Below are 22,922 nucleotides of genomic sequence, written 5' to 3'. Positions count from 1 at the left end.
ACCTATAGTTTGAGCTATAGGCGCCTTTTTTTGTTTAATTGTTGATCTGTCTTACTGCGCTATAAACGACATGCATGATGTCTGATTCTCATCCTGTGAGGGCAGTAGTGGGTTTTGCGTTTCCTTGTCGCAAGCGATCAACTATAAACAAATATTCTACTGTGGTAAAAGTACTTTATCAATTACGTGGATAACGCCGTTTGATGTTGGGATAGAAGCTATGATGTTAGCACCGTTTACGGTTACTTTTCCATCTTTCACGCCCATTGTTACACGGCCGCCATTTACCTGGCCTAAGCTCTGGCCATCCTCAAATCTATCTATATTCATTACGCCTACATACACGTGGTATTGCAGGATATTGCGCAGGTCGCTGCGTTTTTCTTCCGTTAATAAGCTCTCTACAGTTCCGGCTGGTAGCTGCTCAAAAGCGGCGTTGGTAGGAGCAAATACGGTAAACGGACCAGCGTTGGTCAGTACGTCCACCAGGCCGGCTGTTTTAACAGCGGTTACCAGGGTGGTGTGATCCGGAGACGAAGCCGCTACCTGCACTACGTTTTTCTGAGACTCATCGTCCTGTACCGCCGACTGTCCGGCTGAGGCTTGTACTTCAGTTGTTGTTTCGTTTTGTGCCTCGGTGGTGGTAGCCTGTTCTCCCGATGAGTTGCAAGAGGCCATCATAGCACCTGCGGCTATAACTAAGGCCATTGTTACCTTTTTCATACTACAAATAGTTAAGTGTTAAGACAGTACAAAACTGGTCAAGAAAAGCATGGCAGAACATGACTTGCGTTAGCCAGAAAAATGATTTTTATTATACTTTTTATAACTGTGGCAAAGGAAGGGGCTGTAATTTTTGCAATAAATTCTTCTTTTTAGAGCAGAAGTAAGGTAAATTGATGTAACCTAACCTTTATAACTATGAAAAAACTGATTCTCAGCGTCGGGATGGTGTTTTTGCTGGGAGGGGCTGCTTTTGCCCAGTCATCATCCGACGCCATGGCCAAGTACAATGCCAAGGAATATAAAGCCTCCGGCGAACTATACGACAAAGTGCTGGCAGACGGCAAGGGCTCCAGCTCCGACCACTATAATGCTGCCTGCTCGTGGGCGCTGGCCGGTAACAAAGACAAAGCGTTTGCGCATCTCGGCAAAGCCATAGATAAAGGCTGGACCAACGTTACACACTTTAAAAGCGATACCGACCTGAGCAGCCTGCACACCGACAAGCGCTGGGAACCGATGGTAAAGCAACTACAAGCCAAAGCCGATATAGCAGAAGCCAACTATAACAAACCCCTGAAAGCACAGCTGGAGCAGATTTATGAGAAAGACCAGCAGATACGCCGCGAGTTTATGGCCGCCCGCGATAAGCATGGCATGGATGCACCGGAAACAAAAGTACTAATGCAGCAAATGATGGACACGGATGCCGAAAATCAGAAACAAATCATCGCTATTATTGAGAAACATGGCTGGCCTGGCAAAAGCATGGTAGGGCAGCAGGCAAGTCAGGCTGTTTTTCTGGTAATTCAGCACTCCGGAAAAGATGTTATGGGGAAATACCTGCCCTTGCTGCGTGAAGCTGTTGCCAAAGGAGAAGCTGAGAAGAGCCAGTTGGCGCTAATGGAAGACCGTTACCTGATGTATAATGACAAGCCACAGCTTTATGGCAGCCAGGTAACGATGAACAACACCACTAAACAATGGGAACTATACAAAGTAGAAGATGAAGCAAACCTGGATAAGCGCCGTGCTGAAATGGGAATGGAACCTATAAAAGACTACCTGAAGCAGATGGGGATTGAGTATACGCCACCCGCCGGTAAACCTGCAAACTAAGTAACCAAACTATAACCACGGAAAGGGCTACAGCAACAGTAGCCCTTTTTCGCGCAGTTCAAACCAGATCGGCGATGCCAGGAACTCATCAAAGGTCAGGTGCGCGTCTGCCGGGTAGCTTTCTGCCAGTTGTTTTAAACTATAAGCCTCTTCGCTTTCCAGCGACACGCGTTCTATTGTATCAAAAAGCCACTGGCCTATAGTTGCGGTTGTTTTCACCTGGAAGTCTTCGCCTTTTTCGTAGAAGGTAAGTTCGCAGCGCTCTATAGTTTGGCCTTTCTTGGCATACATGGTAAAATCAATTTCCGGGATGCTGCCCAGCCATAGTACACGGGCGTTCATGCGGGTGCTGTCGGGGCGGTGCGGCTGCGAAATGGCGCTGCTGATCAGGTCGGGTTTTATAGTTGTAGTAGGGATTTTAAAATCGAACCAGAACGAGAGCGGCTCGTCCAGGGCTACGCTGTGCATGTAGTTGTAAAGCGCTTTGCTGAGGCCGGCCCCAAACAAACTATGGTCTGTGCCTTTGGGGTCGTTGTGCCACAGGTCGTTGTAGGCAAAGCCGCCTTCTTCAGGGCCCACTTTTACCACGCCATACTTCTCCGGATTTTTACCGATCGGGCTATGCGCCGTCATGCTGAAGCGGTGCCAGTAACCGGATTGGATCACGTTATTTTCGAACAATTGGCGCACTACCTCCAAAGAGTCTATAGTTTCCTGGGTGGTTTGGGTCGGGAAGCCGTACATTAAATAGGCGTGCACCATAATACCGGCCTGCGTAAAGCTGTCGGTAACGCGGGCAACCTGCGCTATAGTTACGCCTTTCTCCATCAGGGCCAGCAATCTATCAGAAGCCACTTCCAACCCACCCGAAACGGCAATGCAACCCGACTCGGCCAGCAAGCGGCACAGGTCCGGCGTAAAGGTCTTCTCGAAACGGATATTTCCCCACCAGCTTATTTTTACGCCACGGCGCAGCAGCTCTATAGCCATATCGCGGAGTGGGGCAGGAGGCGCGGCTTCGTCCACAAAATGGAATCCGGTCTGGCCGGTCTGGGCAATTATTTCTTCAATTCTATCTACCAAAAGCGTAGCCGGAGCCACGTCGTAACGGCGGATATAGTCTAGGGTAATGTCGCAGAAGGAGCAGCGTTTCCAGTAGCAGCCGTGCGCCACGGTCAGTTTGTTCCAGCGGCCATCGCTCCACAGGCGGTGCATCGGGTTCACCACATCAATCACCGACAGGTAATCTTTTATAGGAAGGCCGTTATAGTCCGGGGTACCTACTTCGGTGTGCGGTACATCGGGGTCGGTGCAGTTGTTAATGTAGGTTACTTCGCCGTTTTGCAGCAGAAAAGTGCGTTGCAGGTTAGCAGCTTCGCGTTTGCCCTGCAGGTGTTCCAATAATTTTAACCACGGGCCTTCGCCATCATCTAAGGTCACAAAATCGATGTACTTGAACAGGCGCGGCTCTTTCAGTCCACGGAGCTCGGTGTTGGGGTAACCGCCGCCCATGGCCGTTTTTATAGTGGGATAGTTTTGTTTGATATGCTGCGCCAGCCTTAGGCCACCGTACAAATTGCCCGGAAACGGAATAGAGAAACCAACTATAGTTGGCTGTACTTTCTGCAGATGCTCGTCCAGTATCTCCAGCAAAAACCGGTCAACCAGGTTAGGCTCCTGCTGCAGCTCTTCTTCCAGCGGGTCGAACGACGTGGCTGACAAAGCCAGCTTTTCGGCGTAGCGACTGAAAGCAAAGTAAGGGCAAACGGTTTCTTTTATCAGGTCGCCGAGGTCCTCTAAATATAACGTAGCCAGGTAACGTGCGCGGTCCGTAATGCCCATACTGCCAAATGCGTACTCCAAATCCTCCACCTGGTCGAAACGCGAGGCTTCGGGTAAGTAACGGCTGTAGCTGATCTGCTGTGCGAGGGTTAAATCCTTGTTCTGCAGAAAACGGATAACTGGTTCCACCGTGTTCAGGTACTCACGCTTCAGCTTCAGTATCCGGAAACTGTTATCCGAGAGCTCGTAGTCGCCGGCTTCGATGGCTGCAAATATTTTTTTAAGGCCTGCTTTGGAAAACATACGCAATACCAGCTCAATGCCCAGGTCGGCTTGTGCCACGTTATAGCCTTGCCCGCGCAGAAAACCGGTCAGGTAAGCTGTGGCCGGGTAAGGCGTGTTAAGCTGGGTAAGCGGAGGGGTAATAAGCAGTATGGTGGGCGTCGTTTCCAAAGTATAAAAATTAAAGTATAAGCCTGCCCTGCAAAAGTACAGATTTTATGGCACAGTGTTTTGAAACAGCTACAGGTAGCCGCGGGTTCAGTTCTATAGTTTAGATGTGGGCTATAGTTGGCGGGTTCGGGTTGATCGAATCTGAGATTCGATTTTATAGGTGGGCACGGAAATAATTTCCGCGCCAGAAACGTGTGCTAAAATGATGCTTAACTATAGTTTACCTGCCGGCTGCTTTGTTTACGGCGTAGTTGATAGCAGGCACAATGCCCAGCACAGTTACTGAGACCATCGTGAAAATAACGAAAAAGGAATTGAACCACCGCACTATAAAATCGGAAGGGATGCCGAAAGTATAGAGCTCCAGGGCAGACGCAAGCAAAATACTGATGATCAGGATGACCAGCAGTTTGGTTTTAAGTTGTGCAGAAATAAGCGCCTTTTTCATGGGTGGTTAAACTATAGTTGCAAAGGTACAACCGACAACTATAGTTCGGCAACTTATGAGTGGCCTTTTTGTGCTTCCTCATCTTCGCGCTGCTGGCTGCTCTTGTTGCTGGTGGTTTTGGCCTGTGGTGGCGCAGCCTGCTTGTTCACTTTTCGGATATCAGAAGAGTCGTCTTTGCTGGTTTCCTTGGTTGGGTCTACGGGCTTGTTCTGTTTCATAGCGTCAGGTTATAGTATGTATACCTGCTCATACGGTTTTTGGGCGCGTGGGGTGTAACTAACTATAAATTGGCAGCGGTCGTAGAAAAGGTATGTTAAACTGAACGATAGAACTATGAATAGCAAACCAATTAAAACGATACTGTTAGCTGCCTTTGTTGGTGGCATGACGCTTACTGCCTGCGACACCGGCCAGCGCCCCGGCGAACCCAATGTGGAAGACAGTGACCACGTAGACGAAGGCTCTCTGAACGAAGGCTACACCTCTGATGAATACCCGGCAGATACCGATACCGCCAACCTGGAAGATAAGTACTACGACAATGCCGAAGGCGCCGTGCATGCCGGCGATGGTAAAACAGAAGGCAAGAAGCGCGGCGAAACAGATAATCAGTAATAAGCATATACCCATAAAAAAAGCCGCTCCCATACAGGAGCGGCCTTACCAATTAACCAACGTTCACTCTTTTTAATTAAAAACAAAGCCGTTCGGGGCAATGCCCGTCTTAAATTCATTCAGTTTCTGGCCGGCCGGGCTGTAAATAAACACAGTGCCATCTCCTGAGAAGCCATTCTCGTCGGAGCCGAAAATGTTGCCGGTTTCCGGATCAGCTTCCATGCCGTAAAACCCACGATTAATGATAATAGTGCTGCTGAGGCCGGTTGCAGTTACCAGCTGCTCAAAAGTCTTATTCTCGTAATTGAAGTACAGCTTATCGCCGGTGCCGTTTATGGTCAGGTTTTTAGGGATGCTCTGGTTGCCCGGGAATGTAAACGTGGCCTCGATGGCAGCCGTAGCAGTGTTGAGTTTGGAAAGCGAGCCTGGTGTGGTTTTAGTGTAATCAATTCCTGACCAGTCGTCTTTATACACCACTTTGCCGGCGCTCAGTACCCAGATGTGCTGGTCTTTGCCCTGCACCAGTTCGCCCGGACCATCAGAAGTTTGAATGGTGCGCTCCACGGCATCAGTCGTAGTGTTGATAATAGAAATGGTGTTGCCGCCGCTGTTGGCTACGTATAGTTTACCGTTCACGATCAGCAGCTGCTCGGGCATTACGCCTACCGTAATGGTTTTCAGAACCGCATTCGTTTTCAGGTCGATAACCGATACACGGCCGTTGCTGCCGTAACTTACCCACTCAGTTACATAACCTTTGTTGCCATCCAGCGCTGCGAAATAGCGTGGTTGCTGCAAGCCTTCTACTACAGCAACCGTTTTAAACGTGAAGGCATTTACTACTTCTATTTTGTTGCTGTTGTTGGCTACAATATAAGCCAGCGTATCGTGCAGCGTCATGCTCTGTACCACATCGCCAAGGGGGCGTTTCTCATTGGCAGCGCTGAAAATGTTGTTCTTCACCTGGTGGCCTGCACTGTCGCTCAGGAAAGAAACAGACCCGTTTGGTGTGCCGAAATTGCCTTCATTCAATATAAAAACGCCTTTCTGGTCGTAAGGGCCTCTTACTTTTGAGTCGTGTATTTCAGGGCTTACATCGTCGGTTTCGTCGCAGCTGGTAAAAGCAAGCGTACTTGTAAATAGGAGGGCAGCCATAAAAAAGCTGCGGAGCCTGAGTATTCTTTTCATGTTATTTTTTAGAGATGATTATAGTTAAGGAATAAGTAAGCGTAAACTGAATGTGTAGCTCCGGAGCGGCATGGCATGGTAGGCCATGGTCTGGTACACTTCGCTGGTCAGGTTATCGGAGCGCAGGGTAAGTATAAACCGGGCCGGGCCAAACTGTAGTTGCCTGCTGAGTGCGGCGTTCCAGAGAATAAAGCTGTCTAAACTATGGCTTTCGGAATTGTTGGTGTAGCGCAGGCCGGTATAGTTTGCATCGGTGTGCAGTTGCCAGTTTTTATAGGTAATGCCGGCTGCCGCCACGCCTTTGTGCCGGGGCACATACATCAGTTGCCGTCCCAGGTCGCCGTTGCCCTCGTACACTTTCACCTGCTCTGATGTGGTATAAGTATAACCTGCCGAGCCGGAGATCCTTACATTGCCTATAGTTGCTGATAGTTGCTGGCTTAGTTCCAGGCCCATGGCGCGTACTTTCTGCAGGTTTACCGGGCGCCAGCGTCCGGTGCCATCCGGGCTCCATTGTATCCAGTCGTCAATCAGCATGTGGTAGGCGGTGGCTTCTGTTTCGAGGAGCAGGGTGTTGCCAACTATAAACAAATGGCGCAGGCCACTCTCGTAGCTCCAGCCCTGTTCAGGTTTCAGGTCGGGGTTGCCGGCGCCTACCCAGAAGCGGTCGTTGAGGGTAGGCACCCGGTAACTACCGGATACATTTCCTTTTAAGTACAGATGTTGCCGGCCGTGCTCAAAAAACTTCCAGTTAAACCCGAAAGCCGGCGTCGGGGCAGGGCTATAGTCTTCTGCAAATGCCTGGCGCAAATTCAGGCTCAGGTCTAAGGTGGCGGTAGGGTCGTAGCGGAAAAGTGCGAAAACAGCTGCCCTGTTCTCTGTTTGCGTGCCGGCGTAGCCATCGTTCTCTGCCTCAAAATGCTGCAGGTTTATGCCCCCCCGCAGGCTCCAGTTGGTTCCTTTGGTATAGGTTTGTTCGGCCTGCAACTGGTATGTCTTTACATTGGCAATAGAGCTGGAGTCGCTGTTGGAACTATAGTTGAGAAAATCCTTGAAGTAGGCCAGTTTTATGTCGGTTTGCCCCAGGCGGCTCTGGTGGTTCAGGTGCGTCATCAGGCGCAGGTTTTTATCCTCTTGGGCAGCGTTGTTATGTGCCGAACCCATGGCAGCCTGCAGTTCGCGGTCGGCCATAGTATACCAACTGTGCAGCCCGATGCTCGTTTTTGCAGATAGTTTCCAGGTCAGGTCTTGTGTAAAACCGTATTGCTTCTGGGCGGCGTGGTCTTCGGTCCGTTCAGGTTTGCCAAAGCGGGAGAGGTCCTGGTAAGTAAAATCGTTTTCTGCAGAGCGGTAGTAAGTGCCTATACCCACCTGTAGTTTATCATTTCCATAACTGATGCGGCCATTGCTGAAATACCGCCCAAAACTTCCGGCTTCCTCCTGCAGGTCCAGTCCGAAACCCTTGGTGCTATAGTTTGGAGAATTTAAAAGGATAGCTCCGCCAATGGCACCGCTGCCATATACAGCCCCCGCCGAGCCTGCCTGCACTGCTATTTCGCCTACTCCGCTCACCGGCAGCGTCGAGAAATCCGACTGGCCCAGGGTAGGTAGGCCAATGTTCAGCCCGTTCCACAGAACGGCTGTTTGCGACGCACCAGTACCCCGGAACGAAACACTGGACAAACCACTAACGCCATAGCTTTTAAAATACACAGGGGTGCGGGCCTGCAGGGCAGTGGCTAATGAAGTGGTGCTATAGATTTGCAGGTAGCTGCTATCTATAGTTGTAACACGGCTGCCGGCAGCGTAAACTTCGGCGGGCTTGCCAAATACGTCCACAGGGCGAAGCTCGTAGGCTGTTGTGTCCTGCTGCGCTATAGTTGGCAGCGCCACCAGCACCAGTAATAAGATCTGAAATACACGAAGTACCACTCACGTAATGCTTTTATCCCGAAGCATGCTGTAGGGTAGGTGTTGAGCAGTAGGAGCCCGGAAAGGCAGAAACTGTGCAGCTTTTTACCCGAAAGCATACGACAAATTTTGTCCGGACTGGCAGGTCTCCTGGCTCTCTTCAGTCAGCCTGCCTTCCCATGCAAAGCACAGTGGCACTGGTTAGGCTAACCCTTTGGTGAAGATCACAGTTGCGGGAACAGCACAGGTATTGCACCTGTTTCCCTTTTAAGGCTGAAACTACAGGCTATAGTTACAACCACCAATCGGGGCAAATGTAATGAATAATTATTAATGAAGAATGAATAATGCCTAAAAGGTAGTTATAGATTATTAATTCGCGTGGCACTATTGTTCACTTCGCTCAGATTAATGCGTATCCTTATTCGAAATTAATTACTCATTCATCATTAATAATTATTCATTAAAATTTGAAACTTCCCAGAGAATTTTACACCCGGCCAAATGTAGTGCAGATAGCGCAGGAACTGCTGGGTAAGTACCTGTACACAACTATAGATGGCATGCTGACCGGTGGCATGATTGTGGAAACGGAAGCTTACTCCGGAGAGAACGACCGCGCCTGCCATGCCCACCTGAACCGTCGTACAGCCCGCACCGAGATTATGTACCACGAAGGCGGCGTGGCCTATGTGTACCTGGTATATGGCATCTATAACCTGTTCAATATTATAACCAATATAGAAGGCAGAGCTGATGCCGTACTGGTGCGCGCCATAGAACCGGAAATTGGCCTGGAGGAAATGTTGCTGCGCAGGGACATGCAAACTATAAAACCGAACTTAACTGCCGGACCGGGTGTGATGAGCATTGCGCTGGGTATTACCCGCAAACACTACGGCGAAGACCTGACCGGCAATACCATCTGGCTCGAAGACAAAGGCATCACCATCCCCGACGAAAAGATCATGACCGTACCGCGCATAGGCATAGACTATGCCGGCGATGATGCCCTGCTGCCCTGGCGGTTTTATGTAAAAGGGAATAAATGGGTGAGCAGGAAATAACTACTCCGTATCAGCGAAAGGATGGCTTTGCTTTATGGCCAGCCGCTGGTACAGGTACTGCTTTACTGCCGGGTCTATATCGCTGAGCAGGTACACCGTCGTGCCGAGCTCACGGGCATAGGGGTTTTCTATACTCCCGATCTTTTTAACACTTCCAACAAACGCTTTTTCTGCCTCCTGCAGTGGTGCTTCGCCTGCCTCTTTTACAAGTATGATGTGCTCAATTTTACTAAGCTCCGGAAACCAGTAAATATAGTCGGCGTTGTAGGACACAGCGGCAGGCACCTGGTTACGGCTATAGTAGTTAATGGCCCCAGCCTGGCCATAGTTGTCGCAGAGGATGAGGGTGTAGGATTGCGCAGCGGCAGGTATAGTCTGGTAGGCTTTGGTTGTAATGCTTGCCAGTTCCTGCCAGCCCAGCATATCGGCGAAGTCCTGGGGTAGTAAGTGGTCTTTCCCATCTTCCCATTTCAGCAGGTTCAGGTCCTTAAATTTCTCCGCTTTTACCTGTATCTCGGCAGGGCTCAGCACCGGGAACACTACATTCACCATCGGGATGAACACAACTATAGTTACCAGCAGCCATACTGGCCGGGTATAACGCAGCCACCCCCGCCTGAACAGTTGTTCCCAATACACGCTTCCGAAAGCAATGAGCACCGGGAAAAGGCCAATGGTGTAGTAGCTCTTGGCTTTCAGCGCCAGAAACAGCAGCATGACGACTATAAAAGTAACCCCGACAAACCGGTATTGTTTAAACGGCCTGTAAACTATAAACGCCACTAATGCACTCACCCAAATAAACACGGCACCTATAAAAAACAACAACTGGTCCTGCAGAAAGTCCTGAGGTTTTACATTTGCCAGCTGGGTTGCTTTCAGCTCCTGCATGTGCGCCACTACCGGGAAGTTATGCACCACCTGCCACACCAGATTGGGCAAAGCTATAGTTAGCGCAAGCAGGGCAGCAAGGTATAGGTACTTCCGGGCAAAAAGACTCCGGTAAGGCGAAAACAGAAGTGCCACTGCTAACCCCGCCACCAGGAACAGGATGGTATATTTATTCAGGAAGCCTACGCCAACTATAGCTCCCAGCCAATAGAGCCACTTTGTTTGCTGTGTATGCAGAAACCGGATGAAAAGATAAAAAGCCAGTGCCCAGCAAAGGATATCAAAGGAATTGGGCTGGAACAGCATGTTCAGGCGCAGCATAACAGAGAAGAGCATTGCAATGGCAGCCAGTACTTTCGCGTATAAGCCGCCCTTCAGTTCATCCACCGTAAGCCAAACCACTACTATAGTTAGCGCCCCAAACAAGGCCGGGAAAAAACGTACCCAGAAGTAACTGTTGCCCAGCAATTGTATAAGCCACGCGATAAAAGCCGTAATCGGCGGCACCGATACATACCCGGCTGCTAAATGGTTGGCCTGGTCCAGGTGCAGGAACTCGTCGCGGTGCAGGTCATAGGCGCCATCAACCAGCAGGTATTGCAGCGCCAGTTTCAGGAGCACAAATACAGCAAGTAATGTCGCGTTCAGCAGGCGAGGGTTGCGGTGTTGGGGCATTGGTTCTAATGTATAGCCAAAAGTAAATATAAACTATAAATCAGAACTATAGCTACAAAAAACGGCCGTAGCGTAAACTACGGCCGTCCCCATTCATCAATCGTATAGTTAGCGTTTGTTACGCTTCTGTTCAGTGTCCTGTTCGTTATCGGTGCGGGCCTGCGGTGTCGGGTTATTGGAGCCGAATTTGCCCACTGCGTCGTTTTTCAGGTTATTCGAGATATCCTTACGGCCACTCTGGTCAGTTTCTTTTCTGCTGCCCTGGCCGGCACCCTGGGTTGGCTTGTTCTGGTTGCCGGTTCTCGAGAAAGAGTCGCCCATGGCATTTGGGTTGTTGGTGCCCTGGTTACTTATCTGCTGCGACTTTTGCTGGCTTTGCTTGCCGGCCTTAAAAGAGCTTTCGGGGTTACTCGAAAATCCTCTGTGCTGGTTTTGCTGGTTGCTGTTATTCTTATTATCCTTCATGGTATTCCAATTTATTTAAGTTTGTTTCCGATAGTTGGAAAGGTGCGCTTTACGCATAAATAGCCCCAGGCTACCCCGGGGCCATTTATGGTGTAAGTTTATAGTTTATTAACGATTACCTGATCTGTTGGAAGATCCGGATGAAGATGAATTGTTGCTGTTCTTATGGCTCTGGCTGCCCGCACGAGCATGTCCCTGAGGGTCGCCGTGCCAGCCACGTCCCTGGCCGGTACTTCTGCTGTTGCCGCTGTTTCCACTGTTCAGGTTCGATGTTCTGCCCGATGATGACGAGCTACCAGTATTAGATGAGTTGCGCATAGAAGAAGAACCCTGTGAAGAGGAGCTCATACTGTTGCGCGAATTGCTGTTGGAATTTGAGCTGTTATTCTTATTCTGATTGTTCATGTTGTCTCGTTTCATAGCTTGTAAAAATTAGGTTAAACATGTGCCCTTTGCAGGGTAGCATATCCTGTTTTACGATGCAAATGCCTGACAGTTAACAATTAGAAGTACTTTGTGCAGGTGTTGTTATGGTACTTTAGCCATATAGTTGGCCGGTAGCTATATAGCTCTATTTAGTTATAACAGAGGATGGATGTAACTGATGCGTAACAGGTTGCAGCATGAAAAATGGCCTGAAATGATGCAGAAGTCACTGGACCGAAGCCAGCCGAAATGCATTTTACACCCTGCGATTTTTTTCAAGATATTTTAAGCAGCAACTATACTTTCTCGCAGAAAAGTACGACAGGCTTCTGATGCATATCTGTTGTAAAGAACAGGTAATGGCTTCCACCTTCGCGTATACCGGTCTTTTTGCGGATGCTGGCTACCGTGTCGGGGAAGTTGCGGACGGTAATATTGGCCTGCTTTTGAGGCAGACGGGCCAGTAACTCTTTTTTACTGTAGCGGCTTACGGCAGTGCAGGCAAACGATCTTCCCGAGAAATCAGTTACCAGGGTGTCGGAAGTATAGAGGTGGCTGTTGGGGTGCAGCTTTTTTACAGGGTATTGCTGAGTTATACTTTTATAGGCGCCTGCTTTCAGGATGGCTGCATTTGGCTCGTAAATATAGTGCAGCGGGTCAGAATATGGCGTGCTTATAGTTTGTTCCTGGTCTGGGGTAAAGGTAAAAGAACTTATGCTGCCATCCGTTTTCAGGTTCACAGTCTCAATGGTAAGTGGGTCAGGTGGGTTTTGCTGCAGCAGGTACAATACTTCCTTACATTCATTTTGCACGGCTACTACCCAAACCCTGGCTACTTTGCCCAGTTGCGCCACCGCCAGGTCAATGTCCAGCATTGGCGATGCTTTCAACAATACCTTGTCCGCTTTTTGCAGCAGTATGGGTAACAGGCCCAGTATATCCGGCTCGCAGTCCTGCAGCAGGTGTAATTTTTCGGCTCTGTCGCCGCGGCGGGCGGGGTCCAGGTAAAATACATCGGCATGGCCGGTAAAGTTTTCCAGAAACGCAGCAGCAGTAGTGGCTATAGTTTGGATGTTGGCGGCACCAAGTACTCTGAAGTTATAGTTGGCGATTTCCGATAGCTCCTGGTTTTGTTCCACGTGCAGCACCTGTTCAAAGCTATTAGCAAAATAAAAGCTGTCGGCGCCAAAACCGCCGGTCAGGTCTGCCAGCAGCTTACCGGAAACCAGGGATGCTTTAAAGGCTGCCGTTACAGCAGATGAGCTTTGCTCTACCGACACATTTACCGGAAATACAAGCTCCGGATTTTTCGCCCAGTCCGGCAGCTTGGTCATGGCTTTCTGGCGGGCCTGTATCTGCTGCACCAGTTCCGCTACAGGCAGATCCGGGAAGCGCCTGGCCTGCAGCATCAGGGTAGCGGGCTGTTCCTGTAGGTGCTCTGTGATAAAATTTTTCTCGGATTCTTTATATGTTCGCATACTGCCGGTCAGGTCTCAGACGTTATAATCAGGCTGTGCAGCAAAAATAGTGTATTAATCTGTGCGGTGCTTATTTATGATTTGTTAAACTTTTTTTAAAAAAGGTTAAACAAAATTTTCACAATCAAGTTAAATGGTTGTGGATATTAATAATTACCTAAAAGTATAAAGCTATGAAGAAGAATTGGATGAGATTAATGATGCTGGCTGTATTGCCGGCGGTAATGCTGGCAGGTTGCGATGATGACGGCGATGACAATCCGGTAACTCCGACAGTAAAAGAAGCGAATGTGATGGTGGTACACGCCTCGCCGGATGCCCCCGGAGTAGACCTGTTGGTGGATAACGTAAAAGTAAACACCTCGGCGCTTACCTTCCCCAATAACACCGGGTACCTGACAGTGCCTGCCGGGTCCAGAAACATTAAGGTTAATGCTACCGGAACAAGTACCTCTGTAATTGATGGCACCGTAGACCTGCTGGACAAAGGCAACTATACCATTTTTGCTACCGGTTCTTTAGGTGCCGACGATATTGAGCCGCTGATACTGACCGATGACCTGACCGCACCGACTGCCGGAAATGCAAAGATCCGTTTCGTACACTTATCGCCTGATGCGCCTGCTGTTGATATTGTAAACGTAACCGATGTAGCCAACGAAAGCGTGCTGGCCGATGGAATAAGTTTCCGGGATGCCACTGCCTTTGCTTCGGTGCCGGCCGGTACGTATAACTTAGAAGTGCGTACCGATGCAGACGGAACCGTTGTGCTGCCAGTAAACGGCATAGTACTGGAAAGTGGAAAGATCTATACCGTCTTCGCGAGAGGTTTCGTGCAGACGCCTCAAGGCAATACAAATACCCTTGGCGTAGAAATCATAGAACACGACATGCCATAAACGGCTGACACCTTATACAAGAGCAGTGTTTGCTGTAAGGCAGGCACTGCTTTTTTGTGAATAGCTGAACCTGAACTAATTGTTGAACTTGCGTAACAAAATCCGTAATTTTGAGTTTTCAACTGAAAAAACATCAAAAATGATTGATACATATCTGAAGTACAAAGTAAAAGACATTTCGCTGGCAGCATGGGGCCGCAAAGAAATAAAACTGGCCGAAGCAGAAATGCCGGGCCTAATGGCCATCCGTGAGGAGTACGGCCCGAGCAAGCCACTGGCTGGTGCCCGCATTGCCGGTTGCCTTCACATGACGATCCAGACGGCTGTGCTGATCGAAACACTGGTGGAACTGGGAGCTGAAGTTACCTGGTCATCCTGCAACATTTTCTCTACACAGGATCATGCTGCCGCGGCTATCGCTGCTGCCGGTATCTCGGTTTACGCTTGGAAAGGTATGAACGCTGAAGAATTTGACTGGTGCATTGAGCAGACGCTGTTCTTCGGTGAAGACCGTAAGCCATTGAACATGATCCTGGATGATGGTGGCGACCTGACCAACATGGTACTGGATAAATATCCGGAACTGGCTCCGGGCATTAAAGGCCTTTCTGAAGAAACTACTACAGGTGTGCACCGCCTTTACGAGCGCGTGAAGAATGGTACCCTGCCAATGCCTGCCATTAACGTGAACGACTCGGTTACAAAATCCAAGTTCGATAACAAGTATGGCTGTAAAGAGTCGTTGGTAGATGCGATCCGTCGTGCTACAGATGTGATGATGGCTGGTAAAGTAGCGGTTGTAGCTGGTTACGGCGATGTGGGGAAAGGTTCTGCAGCTTCACTGAGAGGTGCTGGTGCCCGCGTTATCGTTACCGAGATCGACCCGATCTGTGCGCTGCAGGCTGCTATGGACGGCTTTGCTGTGAAGAAAATGGCTGATGCTGTAAAAGAAGCGGATATTGTAGTTACTGCAACCGGTAACAAAGACATCATTACAGAAGAACATTTCCGTTCTATGAAGGATAAAGCTATCGTTTGTAACATCGGCCACTTCGATAACGAGATCGACATGGCCTGGCTGAACGGTGCTTACGGCCATACTAAAGATGAGATCAAGCCACAGGTAGACCTTTACAACATCGAAGGAAAAGATATTATCGTGCTAGCGGAAGGCCGTCTGGTAAACCTTGGTTGTGCTACCGGTCACCCGTCGTTTGTAATGTCTAACTCTTTCTCTAACCAGACACTGGCGCAGCTGGAACTTTGGACAAATGCAGATGCTTACGAGAACAAGGTATACACACTGCCGAAGCATCTGGATGAGAAAGTTGCCCGCCTGCACCTCAGCAAAATTGGAGTGGAGCTGGATGAACTTTCGCCAGACCAGGCTGCTTACATTGGGGTAGAAGTAGAAGGTCCGTTTAAGCCGGAATATTACAGATACTAATAAATACAACCCGCTGATAACAAAAGAGACTGCCCCAAAGGCAGTCTCTTTTTATTTAAACTATAGTTTTAAAACTATAGCACCGTAACGGTCTCTGCAAAGTGTGCATCAATGCCGTTCTGGCAACGTACCGTACCGGCGTCAATCGTTTTCTGTAGAATGTCTTCGTTTATGTCGTGCCTTTTTTTGCAGGCTATTTTGTGGTAGATATGGTAGCAAATGCCGCCAAACTTGATGAAAAGCCGGTGCACACCTTTGTTAATAAGCCGGACTGCAATTTCGCTGTCTTCTTTTCCCCAGCCCACAATACTTTCGTTGTAACCGTTCACGTCCAGCAAATCCTGTCGCCAGAAAGCCATGTTGCAGCCTTTTACATAGTATTTGTTGCTGCGTTTATAATGCGGGGCAAAAAGGCCGGTCAGCACAGGAATGCGGATGGCGTTCAGGCGGTTATTGCCGCGTACGATCAGGTCGCGATACCCGGGCAGTTCTCTTGTAGCCAGCAGCTCTTCGGAATAAGCCTGTGGCAGTAACAGCCTGCTCCCGGAAACAAACCGATTAGGGGTCGCCAGCTTCAGGTGGTCTTTTACAAAGTACGGATGCAGGATCAGGTCGCCATCTATCTGTATAATGTATTCGTGGGCAGCGGCAACTATAGCTTTGTTACGTATGGCTGCTAGCTGAAACCCGTTATCAGGATGCCAGATGTGTTTTACAGGTACCGGAAGCAAGGCTCTGTAGCGGTCTATCAGGGCTTTGGTCTCCGGGCCGGAGCCATCGTCTGCAATAAGTACCTCATCAGGTAGCTGCACCTGGTTCAGAATACTTTTAAGGCAAAGCTCCAGGGCGGCCGGCCAGTTGTAGGTCGATATTAAAAGGGAGGTCCTGATCCTGTTTAATGACATTGCTTACGAATAAAATTAAGTTTCTTAACAAAAGACTTGGCATACCACGGGTAAAGTGCGCGGTGGTGTTGTAACAGAAATAAGTAGCAGTTAATATACTGTATAATTCCTTTCCCGGCGCTTTTTTTCTTTAGCAAGAATCTTTCCACAAACTGCCTGTCACGGGGCTTTACAAAGGCCATCTCAGTAAAAGCCCGTAAAACCTTTTGCTTCCGCTCCATCTGGGCGAGCCTGGTTTCGGCCTGTTGTTTTTCCTGCTGCATTACCGAGTCGGTATGTATCCGGTAACGGGTAAGGGTTTTATCGTAGTATTTTACTTCGCCCACATAGGCTGCTACCATACCTATCCACCAATCATAATAATTAATAGATGCAGGCAATGGCAAAATGTAGGGTATCAGTTCTTTTTTAAAGATACAGGTATGGCCTGTTATAAAATTAGACTCCAGAAAAGCAGAATAGGACGGCCTGTTCAGGTGAATCAGGTTATGGTCCAGGGTTTTGTTGGTGGGCTGACCATGTTCATCCATCAGTTCGGAGTTGCTGTAAATAAGTACAGCGCTGCCTATGTGGTCTGCAAGTTCTTCAATCTTGGTTGGGAGCCAGATGTCATCCTGGTCGCAGATGGCGATCAGGTCGCCATTGCTTAGTTGTATGCCTTTCTCGAAGTTCCTGTTAAAGCCAAGGTTGGTGTCGTTTTGAAGGAGGCGGATGTTGCTGTGTTTTTCCGCATAAGCTGCCGCAAGTGCAAAACTGTTGTCCGTAGAGCAATCGTCGAGTATAAGCAGCTCGAAATTGGGATATGTCTGGCTCAATACGGAATCCAGCTGCTCTTTCAGGAACTGCTCTCCGTTGTAAACACACAATACTATGGAAACGAAGGGTTTTACCATGCTAAAAAGGCAGCATCTTGCCGGCTCTCCAAATTTTGCTCCTTAACCTGTCGGTTGTACAATTAGTTTCCTGCCCCAGTAATTAGAGCAAAACTATAGTTGTACCAATGCATAAAAGCAGCAGCTGATACCTGTAAAATTTGTACTTACTCATTAGGATAACTACAAATATAATTAAATATATGAATGTAGCAGGGCAAAGGTATGTAAGAAAAGCAAGACAGCAGTAGTTTGCCCGGCAGGAAAATGCGGGAGAACAGAAACTATAGTTTAAAGCATAGCCGGCGCAGAACTATAGGTTAGCCTGCTTACAAAATATGCTGCCGGAAGGTAGCTGAACTATAGTTACAGGATATTGAACCGCGACATCAGTATCTTTTTGTAGGACTTGCCGATCGGGATCTCGCCTTTGCTGAACACCACCGCATTTTCTTCCAAAGCTTCTACTTTATCCAGGTTGGCAATATAGGAGCGGTGCACGCGTACAAAATTATGAGGCGGCAGTTTCTGTTCCATGTCCTTCAGAGTAGAGCTCACCAAGTACTTCTGGTCAGCAGTTACTAAAAAGGAGTAGTTGTCGTAGGCCTCTACCCAAAGTATATCGCTGTACATTACTTTAATAATGCGGTGCTTTACCTTTACAAAGATATAATCCTGCGATACTTCCTGTTCTTTGAGTGGCGGCTCCGTGTGGCCTGCCGAACCGTTACCGTTTATCTTATGGTTGTGGCCATGCTTGTACAGCGCGATCTCTATAGTTGATCGCAGGCTTTTCTCATCGAAAGGTTTCACAAGGAACCCGTCAGGTTCTGTTTTTTTGGCACGATCTATAGTAGACTTATCGGCATAGGCTGTAAGATAAATGAAAGGTATATTGAACTCCTGCTTTATACGGGAACCGATCTCTACGCCGTCGGAGTCGCCGCGCAGGTTAATGTCGAGTAATACCAGGTCCGGGCGGGTTTCCCGGATAATGTCGAGGGTGGCTTCGCCTGTATCGATGGCACACGTTTCGTACCCTAAGTCCTCCAGGCATGCAGCAATATCTTCTGCAATTATCACCTCGTCCTCTGAAATAAGAATTTTAGGTTTAGTCATAGCAATAGGTACTTACGTGAAAATTTAAATTATGATGGCAAAACAAAATGTAATATTGTTTTAGTGCCATTGATATTTTCGAAATTAATTTCCCCGTCCAGCTTTTTGATGAGCGAAGAAACCAGTTTAAGCCCAAAAGATTGTTGCTGATCCCGCACTTCGGGTGTGCCTACCCCGTTATCCCAAACTATAAGCTGGTAGGTATCCCCCCGCAGGTGTTCCAGGTCTATCCCGAGTCTGCCATCCCTTCCATCCGGAAATGCATACTTTAACGTGTTTGAGATCAGTTCGTTCACGACCAGGCCTAATGTTATGGCAGTATCTATATCTACATTTATAGGCGGCACACTGATGTGCAGGTTTACTTTCTCTTCGGTAATGCCATAAGAGGCATACAGGCTCTCGCAGATCTCCCTGAAATAGTTTTCGAGGTTAATGTGCTCCAAGTTATTGTGCCGGTAAAGCCGCTCGTGCAACAGCGCCATCGACCGTACCCGGCTGCGCAGCGCCTGCATAGCTTCCAGGGCTATGGGGTCCTGTACGTGGCGGGCCTGCAGGTTAAGCAGGCTGATCACGATCTGCAGGTTGTTTTTTACGCGGTGGTGTACTTCCTGCAACAGCAGCTCTTTTTCACGGTGCTTGCGCTCCAGCATACGGGTGCGGTGTTTTACACGCATGTCCAGGAGGGTATTCATTTTTACAAGGCTACGCTCGCGCAGGCGCACCACACTGATAAGGGAGCCGGTAACCAGCAGCAGCAGCAATGCAATAAACCACTCGCGGCGCCACACCGGAGGCACCACCGAAAAGGTATAGGTTAATGGTTGTTGTGTCCAGTAGCCATCGTTGTTCCGGGCTTTCAGTTTAAAGGTGTAAGTGCCGGGGCCCAGGTTAGCATAAGTAGCGTATGGTTGTTCTGAGGTTTCGGACCACTGCTGGTCGTGGCCTTCCAGCATGTAGCGGTACCTTACTCGTGCCGGGTCGGAGAGGCAGATGCCGTGATAGTAGAAAGTGATGTGGTCTTTGCTGTGCGGCAGCCGCAGGTTTACCGGTAGCCCGCTTGCCTGATCTATCCGGTAGCCAAGTTGCTGCCAGTCGGTGGGGCGCATAAACAGGCGGATGTCGGTTAGTCGCAGCTGGGGAGCTGCTTTGTTTATCCTGTCCAGTTCCGGAATGTATTGTGTAAGGCCTTTTATAGTACCGAACCACACCCTGCCGTCCGGTGTCTGGGTGATGCCGTTGTAAGATACCTCCAGTCCGCTGAAGCCATTCTGCCCGTTATACTCACGGTATTTCAGTTTGCGGGTATCATGAAAATAAGCCAGGTCCGCTTTCAGCACATTGCGGTTGGTTGCTATCCACAGGTTATTATCCCGGTCAGCGTACAACGATTTAATGCCTTCGCCGGGCAGACCGGAGTCAGCGTTAAACAGCTTTGTTTCGCCGGTTGGCTGGTGGTAGCCCAGCAGGCCATAGTTGTACCCTCCGAAGTAAAGCCAGCCATTACCGTCTTCAGTTATAGCCCGAACCTCTGTAAAAGCATGTTTCTGTAATGCCGGTACTTTGTGTAGTTTGTTTTGTGTGAGCAGGTAAACGCCCTTCTCGGTACCAAACCATAACCGGTTCTGTTTGTCGCGGTAAATATGGTAGGCTTTGCCGGTCTCCGGATCATCTGAAACTATAGTTCTCTTTATTTCACCGTTCTGCAACGAGGCCACACCGCCGGCCGTGGCAAACCATACGTTGTTACGGGCATCGGCAGCTACAAAATATACTTCATCGGCAGGTAAGCCGTTGGCGGTGGTGTAATGCTTTGCCTGCCGGGGCCTCAGGTTCCAGACGCCCCGGCTGGTGCTTACCCAAACATTCTCGGGAGATATTACCCACATACTATAAAGTATGGTGCCGGGCGGCCAGACGTTGGCATCGAGTGTCGTTTGTCTGCCGTTCTGCATGTAAGCTGCCTCGCCATTTGCCGTACCAAACCATACAGTGCCTTTAGTGTCCTGGGCAAGGGCGGTAATGTGCGGTTCCTGTATATCTCCGATTGTAAAATAATGCATAAACCACTGTGCCCTTCGTTGCTGCAGGCCATACCCACTTGTGCCTATCCAGGTGTTCTTTTCGGAGTCGAGGAGCAGCGCCGAGATATGGTTGGAGCTAAGGCCGTTGGCGCGGGTAAGGTGCTGCACCTGCTCCTGATCCACTGACAGAAGCCCGTCCTGCTGCAGTGCTACCAGTATTTTTCCGTATGCATCCTGTGTAAAATCCGAAACAAGGGGATGGGTAACACTGGGAGGTAAAGGAAGTTGTGCGATCGTTTTATCCTCCAAATAAGCCGGGCCGCCGCTGGTTCCGATCCATAGTTTACCGTCGGTGCGCTCGCTGTAAATAGCGGTAATGGTGTTGGAGGGTAGTTTGTATTGCAGGCTTTTATAGTGTTGTACCTCGCTGCCGCTTATTTTATACAGGCCATTTTCTTTGCTGCCGGCCCATACAGTGCCCAATGCATCGGTGTGCAGGGCCAGGTAAGGTTGTGGGGGTAGCTTATCGTGCTTTATAAAACGGTTTTGCTGCAGCCTGTACACGCCCGAATCGGTGGCAACTAATAACTGGCCTAAATTGTTTTCTGTGATGCTGTGTATGGCTGTGGCCGGCAGGCCCTGCGAACTGCCAAAAGTGCTGAAGTTTTGGCCGTCGTATTTTGTAAGTCCGTTGTCGGCACTGCCGATCCATAGTTGGTTTCGGCTATCTTGGAAAAGAGTGCTTACATTGTTGCTGGCCAGGCCCTGCTGCCGGTTGTATGTTCTGAAGCTGCTGCCATCAAATAAACTAATGCCGCCACGGGTAGCTACCCAGATACGCATTCTGTTATCCTGCAACAGGTCTGTTATGTCAGATTGCGGCAGCCCGTCTGCTATAGTCCAGTTGCGGAAGTTATACTGCTGCGCCCATACGGTATGCACCAGTATACTGAACCATAAGATAAGCAGGTACCGCCTTACACACATCCGGAGAAGAAAATTGAAGTGCCACGACTTGTTTTTAGTTGAACTTATGCAAGTCTTTTTTGTACTACGCAAGAGCCGGTAAAAAGTAGGTGCCCGGAATAAAGTTTCATGTTCGTGGCGAACGAATTCTTTTTTTGTGTGAAGGGAACATTTAGAGATGGAAAAGACTATAGTTGGTGCCACAGCTTTTTACCGGATTACACTACCTATAGTTTGTTTGCCGCACTGCAGTCTGGTTGTTGCCATGAAATAAAAAACTATAGTTTCACGTCTGTTATCAGTTAAATATTTATCAGGGAGTGGTGGGTTGTTACGGGCTGTAAACTATAGTCAGCAGAAATAGTACAAAGAAATCGGCACACAACGCTACGGTTGCGTATATGGCAGATAACCTTTGCCTGCACTAATGCAAGCCATTGTGCTGCAACCCTTAGGTGGCAACAAGGGTATGTAATTTAAATTCCTATATTTGCGTATAATACGCCATTAAGGGACTTTTACAGAAAGTATAAACTATACTTACATGAGCGAGCAAACAGGTAAACAACTAAGTAAAGAGGAGAAAGATGCACGGTTCGAGGCTGAATTATTGCCCGTGCTTGACCCTCTGTACAACTTTGCCTACAGGCTCACCTTAGACGAGGATGATGCCAACGACCTGGTGCAGGAAACCTACCTGAAGGCATACCGCTTTTTTGACTACTTTGAACAAGGAACTAATGCCAAAGCCTGGCTGTTCCGAATCCTGAAGAACTCATTCATTAACGAGTTCCGAAAAAAGAGCAAACAGCCCGCTAAGGTAGACTATAGCGAAGTTGAAGGATACTATAACACCGAAGACGTTGAAGGGGACAATGGTGTAGCCACCACAACCGACATGCGTACCGAAAGTGTGCAGGACCTGATCGGGGACGAAGTAGCAAGCGCCCTGAATACCCTGCCGGTAGACTTCAGAACCGTGATCATACTATGCGACCTGGAAGGTTTTACCTACGAGGAAATGGCTAAGATACTGGATATTCCGATTGGTACAGTACGCTCCAGATTGCACCGCGCCCGAAATTCCTTGAAAGAGAAATTAGAAAAATACGCCAGAACTATGGGATACAACAGTTAGAAACATACTTTTAGAAGTTGAGTAAAGATGGAACCAAAATTTACGGAAATGTATCAGAAAGAACCTGCCGGGGAGATGGATGGAGCGTGTGGGCAGGTAGCAGACCTGCTGGACTCCATGGTGGATGGCGAAGCAACTGCCGAAGAGCAACGCTTCTTTAATAGCCATATTGAAGAATGTGTAAACTGCTTTGAGAACCATCAAAAGCAAAAGCTCCTGAAAGGACTAATTAGTGGACACCTTAAGCGTGTTATAGTGCCCGAAAGCCTGGCGCAAACTATAAAAGCCAAAATACAGGAAACCATTTAAAC

At 48.8% G+C, this 22,922-nt stretch carries 22 protein-coding genes and 1 riboswitch; of the genes, 8 read left to right on the top strand and 14 right to left on the bottom strand.

Annotation, left to right across the window (positions count from 1 at the left end):
* Window positions 1-156: 156 nt before the first annotated feature.
* On the bottom strand, window positions 157-723 hold the full coding sequence (locus tag H7F15_RS10250; protein ID WP_185196876.1) for a fasciclin domain-containing protein: 567 nt from the start codon (window positions 721-723) through the stop codon (window positions 157-159).
* Between the two features lie 198 nt (window positions 724-921).
* Between H7F15_RS10250 and H7F15_RS10245 the strand changes: the two genes are divergently transcribed.
* Window positions 922-1,842: a DUF6624 domain-containing protein gene (locus H7F15_RS10245; RefSeq protein WP_221627037.1), complete on the top strand. Its 921-nt coding sequence runs from the start codon at window positions 922-924 to the stop codon at window positions 1,840-1,842.
* A gap of 27 nt (window positions 1,843-1,869) precedes the next feature.
* On the opposite strand, the gene H7F15_RS10240 is transcribed toward H7F15_RS10245, so the two are convergent.
* From H7F15_RS10240 to H7F15_RS10230, 3 genes are all read right to left on the bottom strand, one after another.
* The gene (locus tag H7F15_RS10240) at window positions 1,870-4,077 is read right to left on the bottom strand and encodes a radical SAM protein (RefSeq protein WP_185196875.1); all 2,208 of its coding nucleotides are present in this window, start codon (window positions 4,075-4,077) and stop codon (window positions 1,870-1,872) included.
* Between the two features lie 220 nt (window positions 4,078-4,297).
* Window positions 4,298-4,525, bottom strand: coding sequence for a DUF2798 domain-containing protein (locus H7F15_RS10235; protein WP_185196874.1), 228 nt, complete (start codon window positions 4,523-4,525; stop codon window positions 4,298-4,300).
* Window positions 4,526-4,578: 53 nt separating this feature from the next.
* Window positions 4,579-4,743: a hypothetical protein gene (locus H7F15_RS10230; protein WP_185196873.1), complete on the bottom strand. Its 165-nt coding sequence runs from the start codon at window positions 4,741-4,743 to the stop codon at window positions 4,579-4,581.
* A gap of 115 nt (window positions 4,744-4,858) precedes the next feature.
* On the opposite strand from H7F15_RS10230, the gene H7F15_RS10225 reads away from it, so the two are divergent.
* Window positions 4,859-5,140 carry a hypothetical protein gene (locus H7F15_RS10225; RefSeq protein ID WP_185196872.1) on the top strand — a complete coding sequence of 94 codons (282 nt, stop codon included), beginning with the start codon at window positions 4,859-4,861 and terminating at the stop codon, window positions 5,138-5,140.
* Window positions 5,141-5,212: 72 nt separating this feature from the next.
* Here H7F15_RS10225 and H7F15_RS10220 read toward each other — a convergent pair whose 3' ends face one another.
* Both H7F15_RS10220 and H7F15_RS10215 read right to left on the bottom strand, forming a co-directional pair.
* On the bottom strand, window positions 5,213-6,328 hold the full coding sequence (locus tag H7F15_RS10220; protein WP_185196871.1) for a DUF5074 domain-containing protein: 1,116 nt from the start codon (window positions 6,326-6,328) through the stop codon (window positions 5,213-5,215).
* A 24-nt stretch (window positions 6,329-6,352) separates the two neighbouring features.
* Window positions 6,353-8,260, bottom strand: a complete 1,908-nt coding sequence (locus H7F15_RS10215) for a TonB-dependent receptor domain-containing protein (protein WP_185196870.1) — start codon at window positions 8,258-8,260, stop codon at window positions 6,353-6,355.
* A gap of 101 nt (window positions 8,261-8,361) precedes the next feature.
* A riboswitch (cobalamin riboswitch) is annotated at window positions 8,362-8,560 on the bottom strand.
* 149 nt (window positions 8,561-8,709) lie between these two features.
* Here H7F15_RS10215 and H7F15_RS10210 point away from each other — a divergent pair.
* Window positions 8,710-9,306 (top strand): DNA-3-methyladenine glycosylase, encoded by a 597-nt coding sequence (locus tag H7F15_RS10210; RefSeq protein ID WP_185196869.1) that lies wholly within the window; start codon window positions 8,710-8,712, stop codon window positions 9,304-9,306.
* Here H7F15_RS10210 and H7F15_RS10205 read toward each other — a convergent pair whose 3' ends face one another.
* From H7F15_RS10205 to H7F15_RS10190, 4 genes are all read right to left on the bottom strand, one after another.
* Window positions 9,307-10,872, bottom strand: a complete 1,566-nt coding sequence (locus tag H7F15_RS10205; protein WP_185196868.1) for a glycosyltransferase family 39 protein — start codon at window positions 10,870-10,872, stop codon at window positions 9,307-9,309.
* A gap of 108 nt (window positions 10,873-10,980) precedes the next feature.
* Window positions 10,981-11,337: a hypothetical protein gene (locus H7F15_RS10200; RefSeq protein ID WP_185196867.1), complete on the bottom strand. Its 357-nt coding sequence runs from the start codon at window positions 11,335-11,337 to the stop codon at window positions 10,981-10,983.
* A gap of 108 nt (window positions 11,338-11,445) precedes the next feature.
* On the bottom strand, window positions 11,446-11,742 hold the full coding sequence (locus H7F15_RS10195) for a hypothetical protein (protein ID WP_185196866.1): 297 nt from the start codon (window positions 11,740-11,742) through the stop codon (window positions 11,446-11,448).
* Between the two features lie 317 nt (window positions 11,743-12,059).
* A complete protein-coding gene (locus H7F15_RS10190) occupies window positions 12,060-13,241 on the bottom strand; it encodes a hypothetical protein (protein WP_185196865.1) in 1,182 nt (393 codons plus the stop codon).
* A gap of 173 nt (window positions 13,242-13,414) precedes the next feature.
* Here H7F15_RS10190 and H7F15_RS10185 point away from each other — a divergent pair, with 173 nt between their 5' ends.
* Both H7F15_RS10185 and ahcY read left to right on the top strand, forming a co-directional pair.
* Window positions 13,415-14,140 carry a DUF4397 domain-containing protein gene (locus H7F15_RS10185; RefSeq protein WP_185196864.1) on the top strand — a complete coding sequence of 242 codons (726 nt, stop codon included), beginning with the start codon at window positions 13,415-13,417 and terminating at the stop codon, window positions 14,138-14,140.
* Window positions 14,141-14,279: 139 nt separating this feature from the next.
* Window positions 14,280-15,587, top strand: a complete 1,308-nt coding sequence (ahcY, locus tag H7F15_RS10180; protein ID WP_185196863.1) for an adenosylhomocysteinase — start codon at window positions 14,280-14,282, stop codon at window positions 15,585-15,587.
* Between the two features lie 74 nt (window positions 15,588-15,661).
* Here the strand turns inward: ahcY and H7F15_RS10175 are convergent, their stop codons facing one another.
* The 4 genes from H7F15_RS10175 to H7F15_RS10160 form a co-directional block, all read right to left on the bottom strand.
* A complete protein-coding gene (locus tag H7F15_RS10175) occupies window positions 15,662-16,492 on the bottom strand; it encodes a glycosyltransferase family 2 protein (RefSeq protein ID WP_185196862.1) in 831 nt (276 codons plus the stop codon).
* Window positions 16,483-17,385, bottom strand: a complete 903-nt coding sequence (locus tag H7F15_RS10170; protein WP_185196861.1) for a glycosyltransferase family 2 protein — start codon at window positions 17,383-17,385, stop codon at window positions 16,483-16,485. The genes H7F15_RS10175 and H7F15_RS10170 overlap by 10 nt, the downstream gene beginning before the upstream one ends.
* 345 nt (window positions 17,386-17,730) lie before the next feature.
* A complete protein-coding gene (locus tag H7F15_RS10165; RefSeq protein ID WP_185196860.1) occupies window positions 17,731-18,483 on the bottom strand; it encodes a LytTR family DNA-binding domain-containing protein in 753 nt (250 codons plus the stop codon).
* Between the two features lie 29 nt (window positions 18,484-18,512).
* On the bottom strand, window positions 18,513-21,449 hold the full coding sequence (locus tag H7F15_RS10160) for a two-component regulator propeller domain-containing protein (RefSeq protein WP_185196859.1): 2,937 nt from the start codon (window positions 21,447-21,449) through the stop codon (window positions 18,513-18,515).
* 183 nt (window positions 21,450-21,632) lie between these two features.
* Between H7F15_RS10160 and H7F15_RS10155 the strand changes: the two genes are divergently transcribed.
* From H7F15_RS10155 to H7F15_RS10145, 3 genes are all read left to right on the top strand, one after another.
* A complete protein-coding gene (locus H7F15_RS10155) occupies window positions 21,633-21,779 on the top strand; it encodes a hypothetical protein (RefSeq protein ID WP_185196858.1) in 147 nt (48 codons plus the stop codon).
* Between the two features lie 238 nt (window positions 21,780-22,017).
* On the top strand, window positions 22,018-22,611 hold the full coding sequence (locus H7F15_RS10150) for a sigma-70 family RNA polymerase sigma factor (RefSeq protein WP_185196857.1): 594 nt from the start codon (window positions 22,018-22,020) through the stop codon (window positions 22,609-22,611).
* A 27-nt stretch (window positions 22,612-22,638) separates the two neighbouring features.
* Window positions 22,639-22,920, top strand: coding sequence for an anti-sigma factor (locus H7F15_RS10145; RefSeq protein WP_185196856.1), 282 nt, complete (start codon window positions 22,639-22,641; stop codon window positions 22,918-22,920).
* The last annotated feature ends 2 nt before the right edge of the window (window positions 22,921-22,922 follow it).

Source organism: Pontibacter sp. Tf4 (assembly GCF_014212495.1).
In the GTDB taxonomy this organism is placed as follows: domain Bacteria; phylum Bacteroidota; class Bacteroidia; order Cytophagales; family Hymenobacteraceae; genus Pontibacter.
This window is presented reverse-complemented; position numbering and strand designations above follow the sequence as displayed.

Excerpts from the sequence above, each read along its gene's own strand:
- H7F15_RS10250 (WP_185196876.1), bottom strand. The coding sequence starts at position 723 with ATGAAAAAGGTAACAATGGCCTTAGTTATAGCCGCAGGTGCTATGATG.
- H7F15_RS10245 (WP_221627037.1), top strand. The coding sequence starts at position 922 with ATGAAAAAACTGATTCTCAGCGTCGGGATGGTGTTTTTGCTGGGAGGG.
- H7F15_RS10235 (WP_185196874.1), bottom strand. The coding sequence starts at position 4,525 with ATGAAAAAGGCGCTTATTTCTGCACAACTTAAAACCAAACTGCTGGTC.
- H7F15_RS10230 (WP_185196873.1), bottom strand. The coding sequence starts at position 4,743 with ATGAAACAGAACAAGCCCGTAGACCCAACCAAGGAAACCAGCAAAGAC.
- H7F15_RS10225 (WP_185196872.1), top strand. The coding sequence starts at position 4,859 with ATGAATAGCAAACCAATTAAAACGATACTGTTAGCTGCCTTTGTTGGT.
- H7F15_RS10220 (WP_185196871.1), bottom strand. The coding sequence starts at position 6,328 with ATGAAAAGAATACTCAGGCTCCGCAGCTTTTTTATGGCTGCCCTCCTA.
- H7F15_RS10205 (WP_185196868.1), bottom strand. The coding sequence starts at position 10,872 with ATGCCCCAACACCGCAACCCTCGCCTGCTGAACGCGACATTACTTGCT.
- H7F15_RS10200 (WP_185196867.1), bottom strand. The coding sequence starts at position 11,337 with ATGAAGGATAATAAGAATAACAGCAACCAGCAAAACCAGCACAGAGGA.
- H7F15_RS10195 (WP_185196866.1), bottom strand. The coding sequence starts at position 11,742 with ATGAACAATCAGAATAAGAATAACAGCTCAAATTCCAACAGCAATTCG.
- H7F15_RS10190 (WP_185196865.1), bottom strand. The coding sequence starts at position 13,241 with ATGCGAACATATAAAGAATCCGAGAAAAATTTTATCACAGAGCACCTA.
- H7F15_RS10185 (WP_185196864.1), top strand. The coding sequence starts at position 13,415 with ATGAAGAAGAATTGGATGAGATTAATGATGCTGGCTGTATTGCCGGCG.
- ahcY (WP_185196863.1), top strand. The coding sequence starts at position 14,280 with ATGATTGATACATATCTGAAGTACAAAGTAAAAGACATTTCGCTGGCA.
- H7F15_RS10175 (WP_185196862.1), bottom strand. The coding sequence starts at position 16,492 with ATGTCATTAAACAGGATCAGGACCTCCCTTTTAATATCGACCTACAAC.
- H7F15_RS10170 (WP_185196861.1), bottom strand. The coding sequence starts at position 17,385 with ATGGTAAAACCCTTCGTTTCCATAGTATTGTGTGTTTACAACGGAGAG.
- H7F15_RS10165 (WP_185196860.1), bottom strand. The coding sequence starts at position 18,483 with ATGACTAAACCTAAAATTCTTATTTCAGAGGACGAGGTGATAATTGCA.
- H7F15_RS10150 (WP_185196857.1), top strand. The coding sequence starts at position 22,018 with ATGAGCGAGCAAACAGGTAAACAACTAAGTAAAGAGGAGAAAGATGCA.
- H7F15_RS10145 (WP_185196856.1), top strand. The coding sequence starts at position 22,639 with ATGGAACCAAAATTTACGGAAATGTATCAGAAAGAACCTGCCGGGGAG.